Annotated in this window: 18 protein-coding genes; 9 read left to right on the top strand and 9 right to left on the bottom strand. The window is 34.7% G+C overall.

Annotated elements, in window-relative coordinates:
* Positions 1-30: 30 nt before the first annotated feature.
* Positions 31-1164 (bottom strand): MFS transporter, encoded by a 1134-nt coding sequence (locus tag D1867_RS06105; protein ID WP_155863213.1) that lies wholly within the window; start codon positions 1162-1164, stop codon positions 31-33.
* 244 nt (positions 1165-1408) lie between these two features.
* Here D1867_RS06105 and D1867_RS06110 point away from each other — a divergent pair, with 244 nt between their 5' ends.
* The gene (locus tag D1867_RS06110) at positions 1409-2596 is read left to right on the top strand and encodes a hypothetical protein (protein ID WP_240872178.1); all 1188 of its coding nucleotides are present in this window, start codon (positions 1409-1411) and stop codon (positions 2594-2596) included.
* Here the strand turns inward: D1867_RS06110 and proC are convergent.
* Positions 2573-3367 (bottom strand): pyrroline-5-carboxylate reductase, encoded by a 795-nt coding sequence (gene proC / locus D1867_RS06115; protein WP_155863214.1) that lies wholly within the window; start codon positions 3365-3367, stop codon positions 2573-2575. The genes D1867_RS06110 and proC overlap by 24 nt on opposite strands.
* A gap of 45 nt (positions 3368-3412) precedes the next feature.
* Between proC and D1867_RS06120 the strand changes: the two genes are divergently transcribed.
* Positions 3413-3598, top strand: coding sequence for a PaREP1 family protein (locus D1867_RS06120; protein ID WP_338077985.1), 186 nt, complete (start codon positions 3413-3415; stop codon positions 3596-3598).
* A gap of 31 nt (positions 3599-3629) precedes the next feature.
* Positions 3630-5450 carry an ATP-binding protein gene (locus D1867_RS06125; protein WP_338077986.1) on the top strand — a complete coding sequence of 607 codons (1821 nt, stop codon included), beginning with the start codon at positions 3630-3632 and terminating at the stop codon, positions 5448-5450.
* Here the strand turns inward: D1867_RS06125 and D1867_RS06130 are convergent.
* Complete coding sequence (locus D1867_RS06130) at positions 5395-6633, bottom strand: DNA double-strand break repair nuclease NurA (protein ID WP_338077987.1); 1239 nt, start codon at positions 6631-6633, stop codon at positions 5395-5397. The genes D1867_RS06125 and D1867_RS06130 overlap by 56 nt on opposite strands.
* 108 nt (positions 6634-6741) lie before the next feature.
* Between D1867_RS06130 and D1867_RS06135 the strand changes: the two genes are divergently transcribed.
* Positions 6742-7407, top strand: a complete 666-nt coding sequence (locus tag D1867_RS06135) for a DUF72 domain-containing protein (protein ID WP_155863216.1) — start codon at positions 6742-6744, stop codon at positions 7405-7407.
* A 439-nt stretch (positions 7408-7846) separates the two neighbouring features.
* Here D1867_RS06135 and D1867_RS06140 read toward each other — a convergent pair whose 3' ends face one another.
* Positions 7847-8743, bottom strand: coding sequence for a hypothetical protein (locus D1867_RS06140; RefSeq protein WP_155863217.1), 897 nt, complete (start codon positions 8741-8743; stop codon positions 7847-7849).
* Positions 8744-9035: 292 nt separating this feature from the next.
* On the opposite strand from D1867_RS06140, the gene D1867_RS06145 reads away from it, so the two are divergent.
* A complete protein-coding gene (locus tag D1867_RS06145) occupies positions 9036-10697 on the top strand; it encodes an APC family permease (protein WP_338077988.1) in 1662 nt (553 codons plus the stop codon).
* On the opposite strand, the gene D1867_RS12690 is transcribed toward D1867_RS06145, so the two are convergent.
* The 3 genes from D1867_RS12690 to D1867_RS06155 form a co-directional block, all read right to left on the bottom strand.
* Positions 10614-10895: an SWIM zinc finger family protein gene (locus tag D1867_RS12690; RefSeq protein ID WP_338077989.1), complete on the bottom strand. Its 282-nt coding sequence runs from the start codon at positions 10893-10895 to the stop codon at positions 10614-10616. The genes D1867_RS06145 and D1867_RS12690 overlap by 84 nt on opposite strands.
* A gap of 689 nt (positions 10896-11584) precedes the next feature.
* Positions 11585-12190: an undecaprenyl-diphosphatase SepP gene (gene sepP / locus D1867_RS06150; RefSeq protein WP_155863218.1), complete on the bottom strand. Its 606-nt coding sequence runs from the start codon at positions 12188-12190 to the stop codon at positions 11585-11587.
* Between the two features lie 193 nt (positions 12191-12383).
* A complete protein-coding gene (locus D1867_RS06155; protein ID WP_155863219.1) occupies positions 12384-13844 on the bottom strand; it encodes a sugar porter family MFS transporter in 1461 nt (486 codons plus the stop codon).
* A gap of 175 nt (positions 13845-14019) precedes the next feature.
* On the opposite strand from D1867_RS06155, the gene D1867_RS06160 reads away from it, so the two are divergent.
* Both D1867_RS06160 and D1867_RS06165 read left to right on the top strand, forming a co-directional pair.
* Positions 14020-14949: a dipeptidase gene (locus D1867_RS06160; protein ID WP_155863220.1), complete on the top strand. Its 930-nt coding sequence runs from the start codon at positions 14020-14022 to the stop codon at positions 14947-14949.
* Between the two features lie 30 nt (positions 14950-14979).
* Positions 14980-15288, top strand: a complete 309-nt coding sequence (locus D1867_RS06165) for a hypothetical protein (RefSeq protein ID WP_155863221.1) — start codon at positions 14980-14982, stop codon at positions 15286-15288.
* On the opposite strand, the gene D1867_RS06170 is transcribed toward D1867_RS06165, so the two are convergent.
* Positions 15285-16610 carry an aminotransferase family protein gene (locus D1867_RS06170; RefSeq protein ID WP_155863222.1) on the bottom strand — a complete coding sequence of 442 codons (1326 nt, stop codon included), beginning with the start codon at positions 16608-16610 and terminating at the stop codon, positions 15285-15287. The genes D1867_RS06165 and D1867_RS06170 overlap by 4 nt on opposite strands.
* Positions 16611-16799: 189 nt before the next feature.
* Here D1867_RS06170 and D1867_RS06175 point away from each other — a divergent pair, with 189 nt between their 5' ends.
* On the top strand, positions 16800-17297 hold the full coding sequence (locus D1867_RS06175; protein ID WP_155863223.1) for an Lrp/AsnC family transcriptional regulator: 498 nt from the start codon (positions 16800-16802) through the stop codon (positions 17295-17297).
* Positions 17298-17445: 148 nt separating this feature from the next.
* Positions 17446-19179 (top strand): prolyl oligopeptidase family serine peptidase, encoded by a 1734-nt coding sequence (locus D1867_RS06180; RefSeq protein ID WP_155863224.1) that lies wholly within the window; start codon positions 17446-17448, stop codon positions 19177-19179.
* 665 nt (positions 19180-19844) lie between these two features.
* Here D1867_RS06180 and D1867_RS06190 read toward each other — a convergent pair.
* Positions 19845-21314, bottom strand: a complete 1470-nt coding sequence (locus D1867_RS06190) for an amino acid permease (protein WP_155863225.1) — start codon at positions 21312-21314, stop codon at positions 19845-19847.
* Positions 21315-21658 lie beyond the last annotated feature (344 nt).

Genomic DNA, 21658 nt, shown 5'->3' on the forward strand with positions numbered 1-21658 from the left:
GATGAAATAAAGCATGGAGAAAATTTAAAGTCATATTTTCATTTTCCATACATCATTCTTTATGTAAGCTAAGGCAACTCCAGCTATTGTAATAACTCCTATAATAGGCACTACAAGAAAGTCAGTAGCATATAAAGTTCCAGCAATACTTCCATACCCAAGCCTAAAGCCTGCGGTAATGAATTCGTCTATTCCTAGAACGCTGGCCATTAATTCTTGCCTTGCCATCCTCATTGCTTTTATCCAAATTATTTCGGTTAAAGAGTCTCCAATTCCTACGCTTCCAGTACTTAAGCCTATTAACCAAGGATTCTTTAATGACAACACTATAAATACTAGGAAATACATGGCAAAACTCGTTACGACTAATTTTGTTACATTGTTAAATTTTGTCATTATCCAGGGTCCTATGATCCAGGATAAGTAAAATCCTAGTTGTGCTAGAGTGTATTGAATAGTGTTACCGTGAAGTATTTGAATTATTGCTGCAGAATACAAATAAACCATTCCTAAAGCCCCTTGGCTAATTGCATTAGTCATTGATATAAAGAAGATTTCCCTTCTTCTATATTCCTTTAAGGCTTCTCTAAACTTAACTTTGTTTCCTCCTTTGCCTCCTAAAGGCAATGTAGAAATTAGTATAAAACCTATTGTTGCTAAAATTATTCCCGGGATAACTGTCCACCCGCTGTAAAATGTATAAAGCAAAGGCCAAATTACTATTGATAATATAGTTGAGCTCTCCTTAACTATCCTATTATAAAACATTACTTTCTTCATTTTATCTTCTGGCAAATTTTGAATGAAACTAGGCGTTATCGTATTACTAGTTACTATCATAAGACCGGTTCTAACAACGTATAAAATTACTGCAAGGACGGGGTTAAACGATATTATTACGAAATATATTATAAAAATTGGTAAAACTCTGTGTATAGTTCCAGAAATTATTAATAATTTCTTCCTATCATATTTATCTGCTATATATCCAATAAAACTGGAGAGTAATAAAGTACCTACAGGATTTGCAGAGGCTACTGGGATATAAAGTATTGGATTCTTTAATGCCAAGTAAAGAATCCAAAGGAGCGTCATATCTATTAAATTTAGACCGAAAGCTGAGAATCCATTATTTATTATGAAAATCTTATTAAATCTATCCACAAGAAGACAAAACTCGAGGTTTTTTATAAGAAATCTTACGAAATTCCAGAAAATTGTTTAACTATACTAGGCATAAATTTTACAGTTAACTATTCATGGGCAAAGTTTTACTTTATATGTTCAAAATATTTTACCGTAAATTTTGTTGTATTATATACTCCTACCTATAAATAAGAATGAAAGCAAAGTATTGGAAGATGGTCTGCACTAAAAATATTTTTAAGATTTTCTACTAGGTAATACTGTGATAGAGGAAAAACTAAAGGAAGTTTACGGCATAGATAAATATGGTAAAAACATTCCAGAATGGGCTGAGAAGATAAAATACGAATTTGTTGACGAAGTAATGCAAGATAAACTGAGAGAAGCAAAAATTTGGATTAACGAATTATATAAAGTCTTTGAAGAATTGCAAGAGAGGCTAAAAGTAAAGGGAATGTTATTCAGCAGGGAAATGAAGAGCTTCTTGGAAGACCCTAGAAGACATTTAGTCAAGAAGTTATTTATTTATTATCACGATTTAATTAGAGGAAAACTTTCGGTAGACGATTTTATAGTAAAAGGAAGGCAAGCTATTGTTAGTTCTTTCAATTCTAACATGAGGTCTATTTATCAATCGTGGGGTTTGGCTTCAATAGTTCTACTTCTGGCAGAAAAAGGTAATTACGAATTAATTTACCCAGAGCACGGATATTTGGACTTTGACAGAAGTGGAAAGCAAAAATCAGGAACAATTCCTCCTAATATAGTTTTAGGTAATGTTGTAGCGTCTTTCAGTTTCTTTCTTGAAGCTCCAAGGCCGATAACTTGGGAAGACGGAGGAGATTTAGAGAAAGTATGGAAATTCTACTCTTTAGTTAGGCCTGATATGCTAATATATGAAGGAACTGAAATAAATATAGTAGACCCTCAAGGAGATATTCCTATTAAGAGACCGGACTACATTGTTGAATACAAGGAGTTACCTAATTGGTGGAAGAGGTGGAGGTATTTAAAGGATTATAAGCCTCTTGACGGTAATGAATGGAGAGCAAGATGGTTGAAAGGCCTTTATGAGGGATTTGCTGAAATATTGGGAGTTGAGGCAAAGGATTTGCCTTCGTTCTCTGAGGGTAAATCTAAGAGGATTAAGGAGTACAAGGTAATAGAACTTTATGAGGCTATATATAAGCCTAGGAAAGGAGGGGTAGTAATAAGTAGGGTTCCAGTAGAAGATGGAGTAAAGAAGGAGATTATAAACAATAACGTCTTCTTAATAGATGACGTTGGGTTTGATCGTAAAAAGTTGGAAATACTAGTAGAGAGAATGACTAAGGGAATAAAGGCATCTTACGATGTAAGAGAATTGGCTTACAAGTTTGCTATGAGTAGGAAAGAGGAATTTATTGAATGGATGAAGTCTCAAGGTTTATGTTGGGAAACTAGTTCTTAGCTTCCTATCAATTTGCTCTCCAATTTCCACAGACCTCTTATATGCAGCTTCAACTGTCTTTATTAACGCAGATTTTATCCCTTCACTCTCCATTGTCATGAGTCCCCTTATCGTAGTGCCAGCTGGAGTAGTCACTTGATCCCTCAATAGCGCTGGGTGTCTACATTTCCTCAAAAGTTCTACAGTGCCCTCTATCATGTCTAGGATAGCGTTGTATGAAAGTTCTCTCGGCATTCCGCACTCTACTGCTCCTAAAGATAAGGCATCAATTATTTCAGCCATGAATGCTGGACCACTACCTATTAAAGCAGTCCAAACGTCCATCAACTCCTCTGGAACCCAATAAACCTTACCTATTTGCAAAAAGATTTTCTCCACAGTCTCATCCCTTTCCTCTGCAAGTGCAGTAGTAGATTTTCCAACCATTGCGTTAATGTTTGGCATTGCTCTATACACTTTACTTCCTTTTAAGAATGAGGAAAGTGTAGAGATCCTTATTCCAGCCATGACTGAAATTACTTTTTTACCCTCCCAGCTCTTTACAGACTTTAATACCGAAGGAAAGTGTTGTGGCTTCACACTGAGTATGATATAGTCAGAAGAGGAAACAGCGTAATCATTATCTGTAGTAGCCTCAACTCCTATTGACTTTATTTTCTCCAGAGTTGAACTGCTCCTCCCAGTGGCTATTAACTCTATGTTGGGCATTTTCTTAAGTGCTGATAGTATTGTAAAACCTATTTTGCCCGCGCCTATTATTGCGATTCTCATACCACAAGTATAAGCGTTTAAGTATTTTTACCTTATAGTATACTTGTGATAAGGACTTTAACGGTACCGGACGTGTTGCTATTAGATGCCGACGAGCTTCTTGAGAAGGGTGAAGTTGTTCAAGCTAGTGAGAAGTATTATAAGGCAGTTGAGGAAGGAAGCGTTGAAAAAATTAAATCTAGACTTAAGGATTTTAAACGTGAATTAGAGTACCTACTATCGCAGATTTAAAACTTATAATTTGTCAGTCAATAAAAATTTTGTGGAAGAGAGAAATTTAGACGAGGAAGGTATTATCAAAGATCTGGAAAATAAACTGAACGCCGCTGAGGAAGACGCAAGAAAGAACGGTGAGATAATAGGCAGGGTGACAAGGTATAGGACTGTTAGGTTAGAGGAAAAGGAGTTAATTGGCGTTGATATATCATTTAAGGATTACATGAGGAGTAATGTGAGCAGAGGTCAATATTTGGCAATAAGGACTATCCTCCGTCCAGTCGTCATAGTAGGTCAAGTCGTTTCAATTTCGCGTTCTGACATTTTGGCAGAAATTGGTATAAGGGAAGTTAATTCTAGGAGAGACCCAGCTTCAATAATCACTGACACGTTTTTAGGAATAGACCCAATATCTGAGCTTGATGAAGAGAAAAACATAGTTAGACCAGCAGTTACTCCTATAGATCCTCAAAGCCCTGTTTTCATACCTACTCCGTCACTTCTGGAGAAAGTCCTAAGAATTCCAGAGGAAGGAATAACAATAGGTAGGATATTCTCGGGCGGAGAAGAAACTGATGCAAAGGTGAGGCTTGACGAGAACACTTTGGTTCATCATACTTTAGTTTTAGGGACTACCGGATCTGGAAAAACAACGCTCTTAAAGTCCATCCTTTACAGCAAAGATTTAGATAAACAAACTATGGTCTTTGATAGGCAAGGAGATTTTGTAAATTTCTTGATTTCAAAGAAAGAAAAATTTACAGTATTAATGCCAGTAACTTCAAAGATGGGTAATTCAGCAAAGGACTTTCTAGACACTTTTGCCTCAACATATGGATGCAAAGTGTTAGAGTATGAAAGCGGAGCATTAATTTGCAATGATACTGAAGTTGACGTAATACCTTATTCAATAAACTTCTTTGATAACATTAGGAACTTCCATAAATTAACGCCTTATTTTACTCCAAAGGCTTCAATGTATTGGGAACCGATAATTGATAAGACTCTTGAACTGTTAAAATCTAGCTTGAACAAAATTTTCAACAATAGCATTGACGATAATATCCTTAATAAGATTTTAAGGGATAAGGTGACTCCAGGTTCTCTAGCAGAGATAGGAAATAAAATTAGCATTTCGCCTACCTTACTTAATGAATTGAATTTAAAATCAAATAGTAAGAATATCTCAACGTCCTTTGTCTCATTTTCTCAAGGAAATTTAACAATATCCTTGAACAAGGTATTTCAGGACGTAATGGAGGGTTTAGATATATTTCCATCTACTAAGGATGCAATAATTAGGACTTTAAAAGCCTACGACGGTTACGGTATTTTTACAGTAAAGGGCACAGTAGACTTTGATCCAGAAAAAGCTTTCAAATTAAACGATAAGATAATAGTAGACTTAAGCTTCGTAATGAACTACTCTGCATCCATAGAGGCAGTAGCTACTATAGCTTATAAAATCCTTGAGGATCTATTTAAATGGAAAACAGAGCTGTACAGCAAAAAGAGTCCGGAAAATAAATTAACCTTAATAATAATGGATGAAGCCCACGAATACTTCCCTCAAGGAAATAGTGAAGCTGTTGCTAAGGACATAATTGAGGAGTTAATAAATAAAATAATGAGGCTAGGTAGAGTGAGGAGAATTGGAGTAATTTTAGCTACTCATATGCCTGACGATCTTAATCCTCTCGTGCTTCAACTAACAAATACTAAGATAGTTATGAGGAACGACATAAACGTTATTAAAAAGATGGGAATGGAAAATTACGAGGACTTCCTGCTTCACGCTACTCCAGGATTAGCTATAATAAATTCGTTAAATTTTGCTGGGATCCAGTTAAAAACTCTAATACCATAGTATCGTAAGCCAATTTATCGTCGTGTATTATGCTTAAATATGACGACGCAACCTCGTAGGCAGTGATGAACAATCCTGCAGAAATCCTTTTCGCCCTATTATCTACAAGTTCAATAAATGTAGGAATAAGCCTATTAGAAAGGCGGGAGAGGGCAGTCCTCATCCCTCTTTCTAGGAAGTCCTTGTTAAGCCCTTCTATTCTAAAATAAGTAGTTGGTACGTAAGGTTTTCTCAAAATCACGTAATATGCGTACTTTGCCGGTACATTACTCAAGTAAGTTGTGTTACCATCTGCTTTATGACAATCTTTAGGTCCTTCTACATGCAGGTTGTAGTCTATTTTGAAAGGTCCGATAATACAAGCATAAGAATGTCTTCCAGATTTTCTGCAAAATTCATAATCTATTAATTCAAGAATTGTAGGATCTTTAAGCCCTTTTATATTCTTCCCACGTTTCTTGAACTCATCCATGATTTTCTCATCCTTCCAAAGCTTTCCGGAATTTTCTAACCTTTTAACCACTCCAATAACGTTGTCTCTCAATAAGGAAATTCTCTTATTAACCAATGATGCGTAAGCTAGTTGATGACATAATCTAGAAGTACTACTTAAATCTAATTCTTCAGTCAATTCAAGCGGGGTAGGATATATAGGCCCATCCAAGATTACTAGATCGTGATCAATAATAACTTCGCTAAGTCCAATGTTTTCAGCTTCAGTCCTCATTTCATCTGCTACGTCATCTAATTTATAATTTTCATCAAAGGGATAATTTATTTCATTTTTCATTTTTATAAAATTCATTCCAGTTGAAATTTTATCTAATATTTTCCTATAAGTATTTACTCCAATATAAGGGATTTCTTTAGTTATTGGAAAATCAATAAATCCTTTCCTATTACTATATATTGACATCCCTAGAATTACTAAGTTAACGCTTATGTCTCTTAAGTATCTTGTTGATGAGTCTAAAGACGCTATACTGTTGAATTCTTGGCTAAAACTTAATGGCTCAACTACTGGTTTAAAGTCGTTAAGTAATTCAATTTCTATCTTGTTTTCGCCTTCCTTTTCTTCTTCTGTTACCTCATGGGAAATTACATAATCCTCTGGTAAGTACTTCTTAGCCTCAGAGAGTTGTATAATCATTTTCTGTAGCTCACTTTTTATTTTCCAATTCACATGAATTTTTAGTACGCAGAAATTTTATCTTTTGTGATGAAACCGCCAGTGTCTGAAGATTGATGAACGCCCGATTGTCTGATATACTCTAAGGAAGAATTATATTCTATGGAAATATACGTAGGAACTTCGGGTTGGATGTATGATTGGAATCCTAAGAAGAACTTATCTTGGTACGTTGAAAATTCTGGGTTCAATGCAGTGGAGTTAAATGCTAGCTTCTATCGTTTTCCTACTAGGAAGCAAGTAGAATCCTGGAAGAAATATAAAATAAGGTGGGCAGTTAAAGTTAATAGAATCATAACTCACGTTAAAAGATTAAAGGACGTAGGACTTTGGAAAAAATTTGAGGAAATATTTCATGATTTAAATCCAGACTTTTATCTTTTTCAGTTACCTCCAAATTTCAAATATTCAGAAGATAATCTGAGGAGGGTCAAGGAGTTTGAAAAAGAAGTTGGAAAGAAAATGGCTGTAGAATTCAGAGACTTGAGTTGGTTTAATAAAGATATAAATCTTGAAGAAGCAACTATTGTTTCGATAGATTCTCCGATAGGAGTTTACATTATAAATAATTCTGGTACAGTGTATTTAAGAATGCATGGAAGAGATAACTGGTATTTATATGACTATAGTGAAGAGGAATTAAGGGAAGACGCTAAGAAAGCTATTTCATTGAATCCAGAGAAGCTTTACGTATTCTTTAATAATGATCTTTGGATGTTAGATAATGGGAGAAAAATGTTGAAGATTCTTCATGAATTATCTATATAAAATTAACTATCGTTAACTTTTCCTTTTTAAAAACGATAAATCTTAAACAAAAACAAAGGTATAATCATTAAAGATTAAATAATGATAAATTCTTTCGATAAAATAAAGAGATAAAGATGAATAGTTTTAATGAATTATGTGAGTGATATAGTTAAATGAGAAAGCAAAAAGAGAAAGTGATGAATAGTTCAAAAAGTACATTAAAAGTTAAGGAAATACCTTTCAGTGAAAAAATAGATAGGGTGATGAGTCTTGTACTAGGTTAAAGAGAATATTTTATTCCATAATTGAGCATCTAGTAGTTCTTTCAATTTGAAAATTCTTCTTTATTGATAAAAAAATGGTCATTTATTAGAAAACTTAAAATTCATGATTAATATGCTATATTCATATATAAAAATTCCTTATTGAACGTCTAATTGAGAGTAATTGTTGTATGTTAAATTTTCTTAACTTTTGCAGTCTTATTTTTCTCTATACTCTTTTTAACTTCTCTATATGCTTGTATTATACTAGATATTCCTATCGTGCCTACCGTACCTACCACCAGAAGAAAGCCTATATTTATAGCGTCAAGGTTGGGTATAGGATTTCCAGTAGGAATTGCCCAACAGTCTATTATTGGTATAGCAATTATTAACAAACCAACTATTGAGAATACAATTCCACCATAATATAACACTCTGCCTGCAGTTTTGATTCCTATATATCTTACATCTTCTTCGCTTAAGCCCTTAAACTTTATTATATTTCCAAATATTGCGCCTAATATTATTTGCATCGTCATGGTTCCTAGTCCGAACATTGCTCCGGGTAATGGTGCAAATATTAATCCTGGAACTTGAGGAGCTAAGAGGAAAGTTATTATAGTAGCATAAGCTCCAAATCCAAAGCCTGCTATAAGCCCGTGTACTATTGTCATCTTTAATGGCACATCGCGTAAATTTTCTCCTTCCCTTCTCTTATGTATTAACTCATCAAACGGAAGGTGAACATATTTTCCTTTTAATATATATGAACCAGCTATTGCCATTACAATACCTACTACAAAGTATACTGGGCCGTCCAAGTTGTATTCATTATAAATAGCCGCAAGTCCTAGAAATCCTAAAGTAGTTAGGAAAGCCCTTTGAATAGTGAAGCCTAAAGAGAATAGGAATCCGGCTTTCATTCCTTCCTTAGTTGAATATTTACCTACCGCATAAGAGAACGTTATAGGCCAAGTGTGTTCATCAGGAGTTATTCCGTGGAGTAGACCGAGTATGTATGAAAAAATAAGTATTTCACTGAGCGTTAAACCTTGTGGAGGGCTTAACAACGTTTGTATGCTTATCATATTCTCTAAGTTTTAGGGTATCCCTTAAATTTATAAAATTTTCTAGAAATATAGTTTTAGCCAAGATATTTAGTCTAATTCAGTATTAATTAAGATAAAAATATGAGAATTTTGCAAATTTTTCTATTTTTAATTTTCACATAGAAAAATAACTAGGTTGACGTGATTCGAATTTAGAACGTTAACTTATAAAGTTCATACAAATCTTGTATCGTTTAATCTAACGGCGTTATAAAATAAAACCAAATGTAAAGTTTAAACTTTTAAGCGGATTACTTATGCACGCTTTATTGTGTCTCTTAGAAAAGTCCTTACAAAAAGTGAATTAACTTTCCTTTCCTTAGGTGGAATTATAGGCTCAGGTTGGTTATTTTCGCCATTAGCCGCAGCATCGTATGCAGGTCCTCTTTCAATAGCATCTTGGATAATAGGAGGTTTAATGATGATAGTGATAGCGCTAGCCTATGCAGAAATTTCTTCAGCTTTTCCAGAATCTGGAGGAATAATTAGGTATCCTCATTACACCCACGGTTCAACGCTTGGATTTATAATGGCTTGGAGTTACATAATTTCCGCAATATCTACTGTGGCAATTGAGGCAGTGGCTACTACAACCTACATTTCACACTTTATCCCATCTTTATACTCTGGAAATCAACTTACTACTGAGGGAATAATGGTAACTTACGTCCTCTTGATAATCTTTTTCCTTATTAATTATTATGGGGTTAAATTTCTGGGCAGAGTAAGTCACGGCATAGGTTGGTGGAAGATTATAATACCTACTACAACTGCTGTTCTGTTATTAGCATACTTTAATCCTTCAAACGTAGTTTTCGGTAAAACAGCATGCTATCAAGGATTAAACGGAATGCTTTATGCCATTCCTGCATCTGGAATAGTTTTCTCATACTTAGGATTTAGGCAAGCAATAGAATACGGTGGTGAAGGAAAGAATCCTCAGAAAGATATTCCGTTTGCGGTGATTTCATCCTTACTAATTTCCATGAGTATATTCGTCGCTCTGCAGTTAGGATTCCTAGGAGTAGTTAAGACTGATGGTAATTGGGCTGAACTTTTAAATTCCCCATTAGCTAACGCCCCGTTAATTTCTGTAATAGACATGCTACCAGTAGTTTTCTCATTTTGGGTAGGAATATTATTATTTGACGCAATAATTTCTCCTGCAGGTACTGGAATAATATATCTAGGCACTACTGCTAGAAGTATTTATGCCTCAGCAAAAAATGGTTATTTTCCTAAGTTTCTAACTAGGATAAACGAGAGGGGAATTCCTCTTCTCGCCCTGATCGTATCATTAATCTCGTCTGCATTATTCCTCTTACCAATTCCTTCTTGGTACCAAATAGTTGGAATATCTTCTTCTGCAACAGTGCTTACATATATAATGGGAGGAATAGGAGTAGAAAGCATGAGAAGAATTGCTCCCGATGTTAAGAGGACATACGTTTTAAGTTATATAAAAGTGCTAGCACCTCTAGCAACAATATTTGCAGGATTGCTAGTTTATTGGTCTGGATTCTCAACATTATTTTACATAGTTACGTTAGTAATCCTAGGATTATCTTTATATAAAAGAGGAGTAAAAGGTATAATAAGCGGTGTCATAGCATTATTAAATTCTTACGAGCTATACGTCGAGACTTCAGCGTTAACTTCGCCAAGCTGGTACTTTATTCCGTTCATTATTATAGATACTGTAATAATATCTTATCTAATTTTAACTTCAGCAGAAGGTAAGTTCTCTGCCTGGGCAATACCATTACTTTCCGGTACTCTAGTATTATCGTACATTAGCCCATTCGGCCTTTACGATTTAATGCCATTTCCTTATGATATAATAATTGCGTCAGTTTTCTTCTTCATTATCCATAAGATCGCTGTCAGATCCTCTCTCCCAGCGCTGAAGATAGAGTCCCCTATAAATTCTTAGCTTTTTCATTGAGAGCTCCAAATGCTTACAATATCCCCTTAGCGCAAAACCTTTACAACTACACGAAGCTCTAATTTTTTCTTTTCCCACTTCTATCTTAACTATGTAAGACTCAAACGGGTTTTTTTCACTATCAACTACAAAAATATACACATCCTTACTTTTTTCATGTCTTTCAGTTATCGCATAACTGTACATGTAAGGAAGGAAAATTTTAAAAAGAAAAGGAGTTGGCTGAAAGTTTTCTATTTTCTAATTATGGGTTTCTCTCAATCTATTTATAACTCTATTAGCCTAAGTTGTTTTTCTCTGCTTACGTTTTGGATAGCACCTTGAGTGGATATTACACAGCCGTTCTCTCATTTCTTGGAAGGTTATACAATTTTTTAGCAAATAATATATCTCTCTAATTAAGAAATCTGTACCCTTTTTAGCCTTTATAGTGAATTTTTCTGTGAAAATCTTTTCATATTCTCCAAACCACCAGATTTTCCTTAAAGGTCTTAGATTCTTATCCTCAAATTACGCTTCTTCGTTAATGCCTATTCTTTTTTCTCCAACAACTCCGATGCCTATGATTCCAGATCTGCTGATATATAGGCTTCATTGGTGGAAAATGAATTCTCCGGGTTGAATTTTATCCCATTCTCTTTTTAATCCTTCTCTCTGAAATCCCAATCCATTGAAGTGAAAGCTTTTAACCAATCCTCAGGAGGTCGGTCAATTTCTAAAGCCTTTTTCTACATTTCTTCGATTATCATAGAAAGCCCTAAAATGGTAAAAGAGCTTTTCTTTCTCAAGGAATGAGATAACGATGTTTTCTCTCATTTCTATTCTTAATCAATATTCTTTGAATTGTTACTTGATATATAAATTGAGGAATTTTATCAAGCCTTGAATATTTTCTCTATAGTAGCTAGTAATCCCTTCCTTTCCTCTTCTACACTAAAGTAAGCTATCCACAAGGCTAATAGCCAACCCCCTAATATATCAGCAGGCCAATGAACTCCGACGTAAACTCTAGAATATGAAACAAGTAATGCCTCTATTAAAAGAGGGATCCACAACCATTTTGGTGAAGTCAAAGCTAAAACTGTTGCTCCATCTCCTACAATTAGCGCATGTCCAGAAGGATAGCTATAATCGTGAGGTCTAGGTATTAGTAAATTTGAGTGAATAAAATAAAATGGTCTAGGTTCAGCCATTATGTATTTACTTGCCTCACCTAGTATTATTGCTAAGATAAATGACCCGGCTAATGTTATTCCGGTTCTCCTAGTTTTTTTGAAGATTAGAAGTAACGCGTTAAGAGGAATCCATACATAGCATCTGCCGTATTTAGATAAATCAACCATGAAAGCGTTTAGATAACTAACCTGGTGATAGTTAATAAGCTCAAAAAGGTAAACGTTTATTGGGTTATCTTCACCAAATATTTTTATTAAAATCGATAATAACACAAAAAATATGAGGAATAACCAATATTTACGCATACTGTAAGAAGATCTATATAGTTTATAAAGTTTATAGAAAGTATGGAGTGCGTTGTCTATGTTCTCATCTCTTATAATGTTCTTCTTTTAGCTACAATAAAATGTGCTGTAATGATGACGATTGTAACAACAATACCATTAAGTGGAAACTAGGAAAGGATAGAGAAGGAAAAAAGAAAAGATTGACTTAATATCATCTTGCTATTTCCTTTTTCTCCTTTTGTAAGACTAGTTCTCTTCCCTTCCTTAGTTGAGAAACTGGAGTTTCACCAAACATTTTGACTACTTGCTCTAACGATAAGCCCTTAGTTTCTGGTAGCAAGAAGTAAACTATTGCTAATGCTATTGCATCTAATGCACTGAATATGAACATTGAACCTGCTAGCCCAACACTTGATAGCATTACAGGGAAAACTTCGATTATTACAAAATTGGCTAACCAATCTAATAGAGCAATTATAGCGGCCATTCTTCCTCTCACTGCCGTCTTAAAGTACTCGGCTTGAATTAGCCATCCAGTACCGCCAACTCCGTATGCGAAGAATATTATAAAGCCAGCAAATGCGAATAGTGCACCTACTAGAATTCCGTTCATTACTAGTATTCCACCAATTAGGTCTGAGGCAAACATTCCTATATAAGCAGAGATGGCTAATTTCCTCCTTCCTATGCGGTCTATGTATTTGAAAGCAATATATGTTGCAGTAGTATTAATTACCGCTAAAATTGTTGCAGCTAATACAGAATATATTTCAGAATAAACTGGGTTAGAAGTGCTTCCGAATAAGTGTAATTGAAGGATTATAGCTGGGCCGTAATAGAATGGTACATTTATTCCGGTAATTTGCTGGAATATTATCCATAAGGCTACGACTAGAAATGCCCTTTTAGTTGCAGTGTCAAATTTCTGGCTTTCTTCATATCTAACTTCGCTAATTGCCTTGTTTATTAAATCATCACTTACGTTAACTCTAAACCTCCTTAGTGCATCCTTTAATTTATCAACTTGGCCAGAAAGCAGTAACCATCTTGGGGATTCTGGCATCATAAACCTAAAGATTAAACCTATTATTGCTGGAATTGCGGCTAATCCTAATATTAACCTCCAATCAACAGTATAAGCTAAACTAGGAGCCAAGAAAAGTACTGTACTACCTACAAAATAAGAACCTAATATGCCTATAGTTATCATCCATTGTTGTATTATTGCTAACGAACCTCTCTTATCCTTTGGAGCGTATTCTGTAATGTACGCAGTGGCTACAGCCGAGTCTGCACCAATTGCTACTCCTATTACTGTCCTCATTATTAGTAGCATTATTCCATTAATTGTTAATGCAGAAAGTATTGCGGCGGCAGTATATATTGCTGCGTCAACGATCAGCAACGATTTCCTACCAAATCTATCAGTATAAAAATAGGCAATTATTGCGCCTATTGCAGCACCTAAAGATGCGCTCGCTATTTCATAACCGTAAACTAATCCAGTAAAATGATAAGGTACGAAGACAGAGGCAATTGCAATAACTGAAGTATCATACCCAAATAGGAAGCCTCCTATAGCAGCTAATATAGTTATTATCCAATAAAATTTATTCAATTTTCTCGTATCTATCTGGTCTAATATTTGTTGGAGTGCAGATTGGGGCGCCATTAAGTATATATAACGAGACGCTCTTTTTTAAATTTTATTAAATAGTATAAACTAGATAATGTAAGCACATACAAGTATGCTCATGTTTAAATTTAATAATATCAATTAAAACTCTTTCTAAGAAATGCCAATCTAAAACGAAGATTTTAATTTGGGAAGAGATACTAATGTTCGTATGTTTATAGACCTTCACGAGGATTTTGCTTATGCAAATCAAATGGGCAAGGACATAATTCATGGTAAAGAACAATCAAGTATAGAAATGCTAAAAAACGTTGATAACAACGTGATAGTATTCTCATCAATTTTTCCTCATATTGATGTGATAAATGAGAGAAGTGCAGAGTTATCATCAAAATACGGTTTTCATATAAAATCTTCAAATTTTTCATTCGATATTTTATTATCACAATTAAAAGTTTATTATTATTTAGAAAGATCTGGTTACGTAAGCATTGTGAGGAGTAAAGAAGATTTAAAAAAGCCTGGAATAAAATTTTTACTTTCCCTTGAAGGAACAGACGCTCTAAAGGAGTATGAGGATATTTATATCCTTAAAGAGCTTCACGTGCTTAATTTAGGTTTAACTTGGAATTATGATACAAAATTTGCATCATCTTGTTTCTCTAAAAAGGACTACGGCTTAACTGCTGAAGGAGAAGAGTTAGTTAAGCTTGCTAATAAGCTAGGGATAATAATTGACTTAGCACATGCAGGCAAGAGGACAGTGTTAGACGTATGCTCTGTTACATCTAAGCCAGTAATAATTTCTCACGGTAATGCTAAGAGTCTAAAAGACCATGAAAGAAATTACGATGACGAGGAGTTAGAATGCGTAGTAAAAACTGGAGGAGTAATAGGAATTACTGCTATCACCTCAACACTACCTGAGAAGACCTTGAAAGGGATTATAGAAAATATAAAATACATAGGAGAATCTTTTGGTTGGGATTACGTTGCCATTGGTACTGATTTTCTGGGAATTTCAGAAGTTCCGCAAGGTTTTGAAAACGTGACTAAAATAAAGGAATTATTAATTGAAGGTCATGAAGATAAAATACTTTGGAGAAACGCTTATAGAGTTATTGAAGAGAACCTTAGCTAGTTTTTTAATTTTCTTATGTAAATTCCTCCCATGCCTATTGAAGAACTTTCAAAAGTTTTGGAAGAAATAAGAAAGAAAGCTTATGATACAAAAGATGCAGTGTTAAAAGATACAACTAGATTTTACACAATTCTTCACAATACAATAAATTCAGAAATTGTAAAAGCTAAGAAAGAAGGTAAGAAAATAGATGATATTCAGAAAGAGTTTGAAGACTTACTAAAGAAAATTGACGGATTAAGAGAAAAGCAAAAGAACATGAGTATTAAAGATTTAAGGAACGCTTTAGTTAGTTATACTCAGAAAGCAGAGAAGCTTATAAAGAAAATAAAAGGTTAACCAAGGAATTTTTCGTCCAGATATTTTATTTTTTCATCTAATTTCTCTATTCCCTCATCAATTTCTTCCTTTTTTATGATTAAAGGTGGAGAAATAACAAACCATGAAGGTCCGTTAAATACGTAAACGCCTTCGTCTAGCAATTTCTTTGCCAGAACATCAACTTCAGTGACTTTTCCTTCGTATTTATCTTCATAGGTGCCAAAAGGAGTCTGTTTTCCGTCCTTAACAAACTCTATAGCCCAAAATAATCCAACTCCTCTTACGTCTCCGATACTCTTATGCCTCTCCTTGAGTTCCTTTAATCTCTCGCCAAGGTAACTACCCATAGCCTTTACGTGAGCTAATAAATCCATTCTTTTATATTCTTCTACGACTGCAGGTATTGCGGATAACGATACTGGGTGAGCTTCAAAAGTATGTCCATGCGCAAACATTTTATCCTCAAAGAAGTCCGCAATCTCCTTACTTACTGCAGTTATACCAATAGGCACATATGAAGCCGAAGCTCCTTTTGCTGTAGTTAGAATATCCGGTTGAACTCCCCATAGGTTAACTGCAAACCATTCTCCAACTCTTCCCCAGCCAGTCATTACTTCATCAGTTATTAAGAGTACATCATTTTCTCTCGTTATTTTCCTTAGAGTAGGTAAGTATTCTTTTGGAGGCACTACAACACCGTTAGTTCCAGTTATTGGCTCTACTATAACTCCAGCAACATTTCCTTCGTTTTTTATCACGTAATCTACGTAGTTCACGCAGGCAAGATTACATTCTGGGTATTTCAACTTGAAGGGGCATCTATAGCAGTAAGGCTCTGGAATTTTAACTACACCGGGAGCAACGTTAGGCTCAGCGTACCATCTCCTATAATCTCCAGTCAAAGCTAACGAACCTAAAGTTGAACCGTGATACGATCTATACCTAGAGAGTATTTTGTATGAAGGAGATTTATAAAACCTTGCAATTTTTATTGCGGCCTCATTTGCTTCCGTTCCAGAGGTTGAAAAGAAAAACTTAGTTAAATTGCTCGGCATTACTTCCAGAAGAGATTTTACAGCTCTAGCTCTAACTTCTGTGGCAAATGCGGGCGAAATATATTGCAGTTTTTCCAGTTGATCTTCTATACTCTTTATTACCTCTTTATTTCCATAGCCTAAATTTACGTTAACTAACTGAGAAGAGAGGTCAAGGATCTTTTTACCGTTAACATAAAAATATACTCCTTCAGCTTTATCGACGTTTAAAGGATTCCAAGTTTTTTGAACTTTCCAAGTTCCGAAAGTATGTTCTTTAACTAATTTAACGATATCTTCATTCATGCGATACTAGTAGTTTAGACAGAATTTAAGTATTTTAGGACAGTTATTGTAAAAAGTACAATAGTTTAAATCTTGCTTCAGAAAGTCTCTGTATAATTTCCAAGCTAATTCCTTTTTATTTGGTATTATATTCAAGTTATTCGTCGATAAAATGTATAAGGTTTAAATTACCTCTTCTAAATATATATTATGGAGTTAGATGATGTAGACTTAAAGATACTCAAGATAATTCAAAACGACGCAAAATACCCTTTAGAAAAAATAGCAGAAGAGGTAAAGGTTCCTAAATCAACAGTAGCTTATAGGATAAAGAAAATGGAGAAGATGGGCGTAATAAAGGGTTATTTCACTTACGTTGATCCAGCCAGCTTAAATTTAGATTACCTAGTTATTACTCTAGTTAGGGCAAGGTACGGAAAAGACTACCACGATAGTTTAGGCAAGAAACTTTCGCAACTTCCAGGAGTATGGGGAGTTTATTTTGTCCTAGGGGATATGGACTTTGTAGTGTTAGCCAGGTTCAAAAACAGAGAAGATTTTATGAAGAATTTTCTAGAGAAATTGATAAATATGCCAGAAATTGAAAGAACGAGCACTCACGTTGTTGCTAAAGTGTATAGAGAAACTCCTTATGTGATTATAGATGAAGGAAAAGCTAATAATGAGGAGATAAAAAATGGAAAATAGAATGTGAGGAACTGACTTCCTCTTGGAAGGAAATTTTACTCATTATAAAATATAACTAAACTTCGTTTGTCTATTCATTCTCATACATACTGCTAGGCAATACTTAACTAGTCCTCAAGTTTTTAATATTGTTCATCTTTTACATATTATGGACGAATTTGAGTATTTAGAAGATTTAAACGATGAAAAAACTAGATCATTTATAGAGAAGGAAAATAGGAAAACTGAGGAGAAACTAGGTAAAAGAGCAAAGGAACTTTATCCAAGGCTTTTAGAAATTTACAATGAACCATACATTCTAGGCATGTTTGCATACGATGAAAATGAGCCTGTTATCCTACTCTACGGTGAGAAAAACCAAGTCCTCCTAGGCAATAAAGTGATTTACATCTCGCCAAAGGATTATGTAGCCTCCTCGGTCTGGAAAGTTTACAATTCTAAGGAAATAGGAGTTAGCGTAGAAAAGAAAGGAAGCGATAAGATTACAACTTTCCTAATTTCCCCCGACGGTAAAACCACGGAATTAGGAGAAATGGTGGAATCTCCTTTCTATTTCAAACGTGAACTGTGTTATATAAAGAGTTACCGTTATTCTCCGCCTCCTGATGGTGGAGAATACCCTGCTGACAGAGTATTTTGCGGTAATGAAATAGTTTACGGCAAGGATTTAAAGCCAGGAGAATTCGTATCAATTAGAACTTTCGGAGATTTTATAACGCTGATCAGAAGTAAAGGCTGGAGGTATAGCGAACTTTATGCTGGCGAAGGTTTTGATTCTCTTAAAAAGATTGACGAAGGGGAAGTAATAGACGTTATTGATTACATTCAAGGAAATTTAATCTACCAGAAGAACGATTCAGTGCATCTAGATAAAAAGAAGATAATAAAGTCTGATTATCCGATTTTAGGAGTTTCTTCTCTTAAAGAAACCTTGGCAGTTGAGGTTATAAAGGATTATAGGACACCACTATTGTTTTACAGCATTAATGGTGACAAGGTGGGAGAAGAAATACACGATAATATCCAGTTTATGGATAGTGAAGGACATTCACTATTTATGGTAGAAACTTCGTTTAATTACAAATTCAAGGTCTCAAGGAGAGTTAAGGAGAAAAGCGAAACAATAATGCAGTACGGTAATTATGACGTAAAAGTTACGGACATCTACGTTAAAGGAGACGTATTACTCCACGGGTTCCTCCTGTCAAAGAGTAATAACCCCAAGGGAGTTATAGTTTATGGATATGGAGGGTTCAGAATTTCTTTACTCCCTTCATTCCCCATGTTTACAAGGATATTACTTGATGAAGGGTACTCTGTTTTAATCACCAACTTAAGGGGAGGTTACGAAAACGGAGAAGAATGGCATAAGGCAGGAATGTTGCTTAATAAGAAAAACGTGTTCAAGGACTTTTCAGAATTCCTTAGATTAGTGAAAAGCTTAGGTGGTAAAACTATTGCTATGGGAGGAAGTAATGGTGGGCTTTTGGTAGGTGCTACGGAGAATGAATATCCTGAACTCATAGACTGTGCAGTAATTGGACACCCAGTGCTGGACATGCTGAGGTATGATAAACTTTACGTAGGAAAATACTGGGTTGAGGAGTACGGAGACCCAAACGATCCTAAGTATAGAGATTACTTACTTTCTTATAGTCCTTATCATAATCTGAAGAAAGAGTTACCAAAGACATTCGTGTATACCGGAATTAATGACGATAGAGTTCATCCTGCCCATGCATTAAAATACGCAGCTAAGTCAGAAAAACTAGGAAACGACGTCATGCTATTTGTTAACGATTCCGGACACGCAATAGCCGATCCTGAGTCTGAGGCTAGGGAATACTCCTACGTTATAGCCTTCATTGAGGAATGTAAGTAAAGGTAAATAAATTCTTTGACTCAATGAGCATTTCTTTTTAACGTCCTCCACTGAGTATTTTCTCTCGTGAACCAGCATTCCGTCTAAAACCCAATTTTTTAGAGAGCTTCTTTACCTATGAGGCTTTTCGCTTTTTAATAGAGTAGCAAATCCTATATTCCTTACTCTCTTTGAAAACTAAAAATATAATAGCTCAATAGTTAAATCCAAAGAAGATTGAAAGTTGATTAAAAACTATTAAATATTTATTAAAATTAGAGACTGGGAAATTATGAATTTGGAATAGCTTTTTAATATATAAGGTATATTTTTAATCGTATAACACTCCATTATAATAATTTCATGATATTCTCCACGTCTAACTTAAGTTTATGCTGTTTCTAAAGCAACTTCATGAAATCCTTCCACGTGTAATATCCATGCTGAGATCCAAAGCGATTTACACTTTCAAGTTCATCTATCGCATAAAATTTTTAACTCCAATGTCCAAAGCTTCTAACCTTTTGAGTTCTTAGACGCGATAACTTTTATTGCTTCTTCTGTATCTTTGTAATATTTTTCCTAGGCTTGCACTAAATCCCATCTATCTAGCAATTCATCGGCCTCCTCTAAGTAAACGTCTAAGATGTTTCTAGAATTTGCATCATTATCTTTCCTTGAAATTGTCATTCTGGTGGAATTTCCTTATATATTAAAGAGAGTTTTATTCCCTGTTTACTCCTAACCTTTTGAGATATTATGTACGTCACTGCACCGATAATTGGCGGAATGAAAATAGATACTATGTCAAAGGCAAAGTTACCTTCGAAAATCACTCCCCCAAATGTAGGGTTAACTATTCCATAATATAATGTTATGAATACTACTGTGGAAAGTGTAATTACTGAAGAAATTGAAGTGTAAAGTATTCTTTTATCTAACTTGTAAAACTTTATTGATGCTATGGCGACGATCATGTAATTCCATATAACAAACCAAAGTCCGTCAATTGCGAAACTTACTGAATATCCTAAGTACACTTCAACGTAATTGAAGATCATTGAAACCAGAAAACTAAATAGGAGAGCGTTGAAGGGAATTCCTCTTTTGACATCTGCTAAAAATGCGGGCAATAATCTATCAAAAGATAAGGAGAATAAAATCCTTGAGGAAGCGCCTACGTTTATCATCGCGTAAAGTAAGTACCAACTAAGCGCCGTCACGAATATAAACATGACTATTGCAGGATAATGAATGAAAGGCAAAGCCCCGAAGGAAAGAAGGGATGAAGTAGAAATTGGTAAATTCCAGCCAGAGATAACTGCCGAGACGTAATTTTCCTTGCCTATTCCTATTTCTAGAGAAATTATTAAAAGTAATGCGAAAATTGTGGCAGTAGCGTAAGATAATAAATACCCGGCTAGAAAACTTTTCCTACTCTTCTTTATTTCTCCAGCAAAAAACGAAGGAGCGTTAGCGAAGGCAAATAATGATAGTACGAAGATAGAGGACAACGCAAAAGTTTGAGTGTTTAATTTAGGATCTAAATTATTATTAATTCCTGCATAATGGAAGGTAAGTAGACCATAAATCATTATTACCGTACCTATTATCTGCAGGAAAGTTAAATAACGGAAAGTCCTTGCATAATATCTTTCGGAAGATGAGAGAAGGAAAGCTATTAGCACAATTAAAGTAGTAGTTACAAATAGATTCAAAGAAGAGGAAAGTATTGAATTTGCAAAATCGATTAACGCCTTATTGCCTAGGCTGTAACCTATTGCTTGTAATCCTGGGACTATGACCATTATTACTTCAAGCATTGCTAGCACAGGGAAGCCCATCATAAAGGACATCAACAAAGACATTCCTAGAACACTCCCTGCAAATGGTCCGAAAGCTCTGGAAACATAAATGTAATCTCCTGCAGATCTAGGAATTAATGCATTAAGTAAGTAATAATTGAGAACGAGCGGAATCATTAATACTGCTCCAAGAATTACTGATAATATCCAACTGGAGTTTGGCAAGAATGCTGAGACGAAAAGAGGATAAGAAACTCCGGCAGCAGGGCCTAGGAAGGAAAAGTTTAATGCGAAAGCGTCTACTGCACTGAACTCCTTAACTAGCCCCGTGGATTCTCTTAAGAACTTCATAAGCTTAAGTTAAATCTTCTACTTAAAAGATTAGGGTAGCTAAATTCCAAGAGATCGGAATTTCTTCCACAGCTTCTTCTATTTCATCAGCAGTTATTTCTTTCCATTACTTAAGAGGAATTTCTATTCTACTTTCATCTTTTATTCTTATTAAGATGTTATCTCTTCTTTTATACCCACAAGGTCTGCAATATCTTTTGGATACAAACGGTGTTTCCTTAATCACGATCTTTAAGGATTAATACACGCTCTAAATTATCTACAGAACTATATATTACTATATAGTTTATATAACTTATATAGAGAAATATATACATAATGTACATTATATATTCAGAAGTTTT

It is taken from the genome of Acidianus infernus (assembly GCF_009729545.1).
Classification (GTDB): Archaea; Thermoproteota; Thermoprotei_A; order Sulfolobales; family Sulfolobaceae; genus Acidianus; species Acidianus infernus.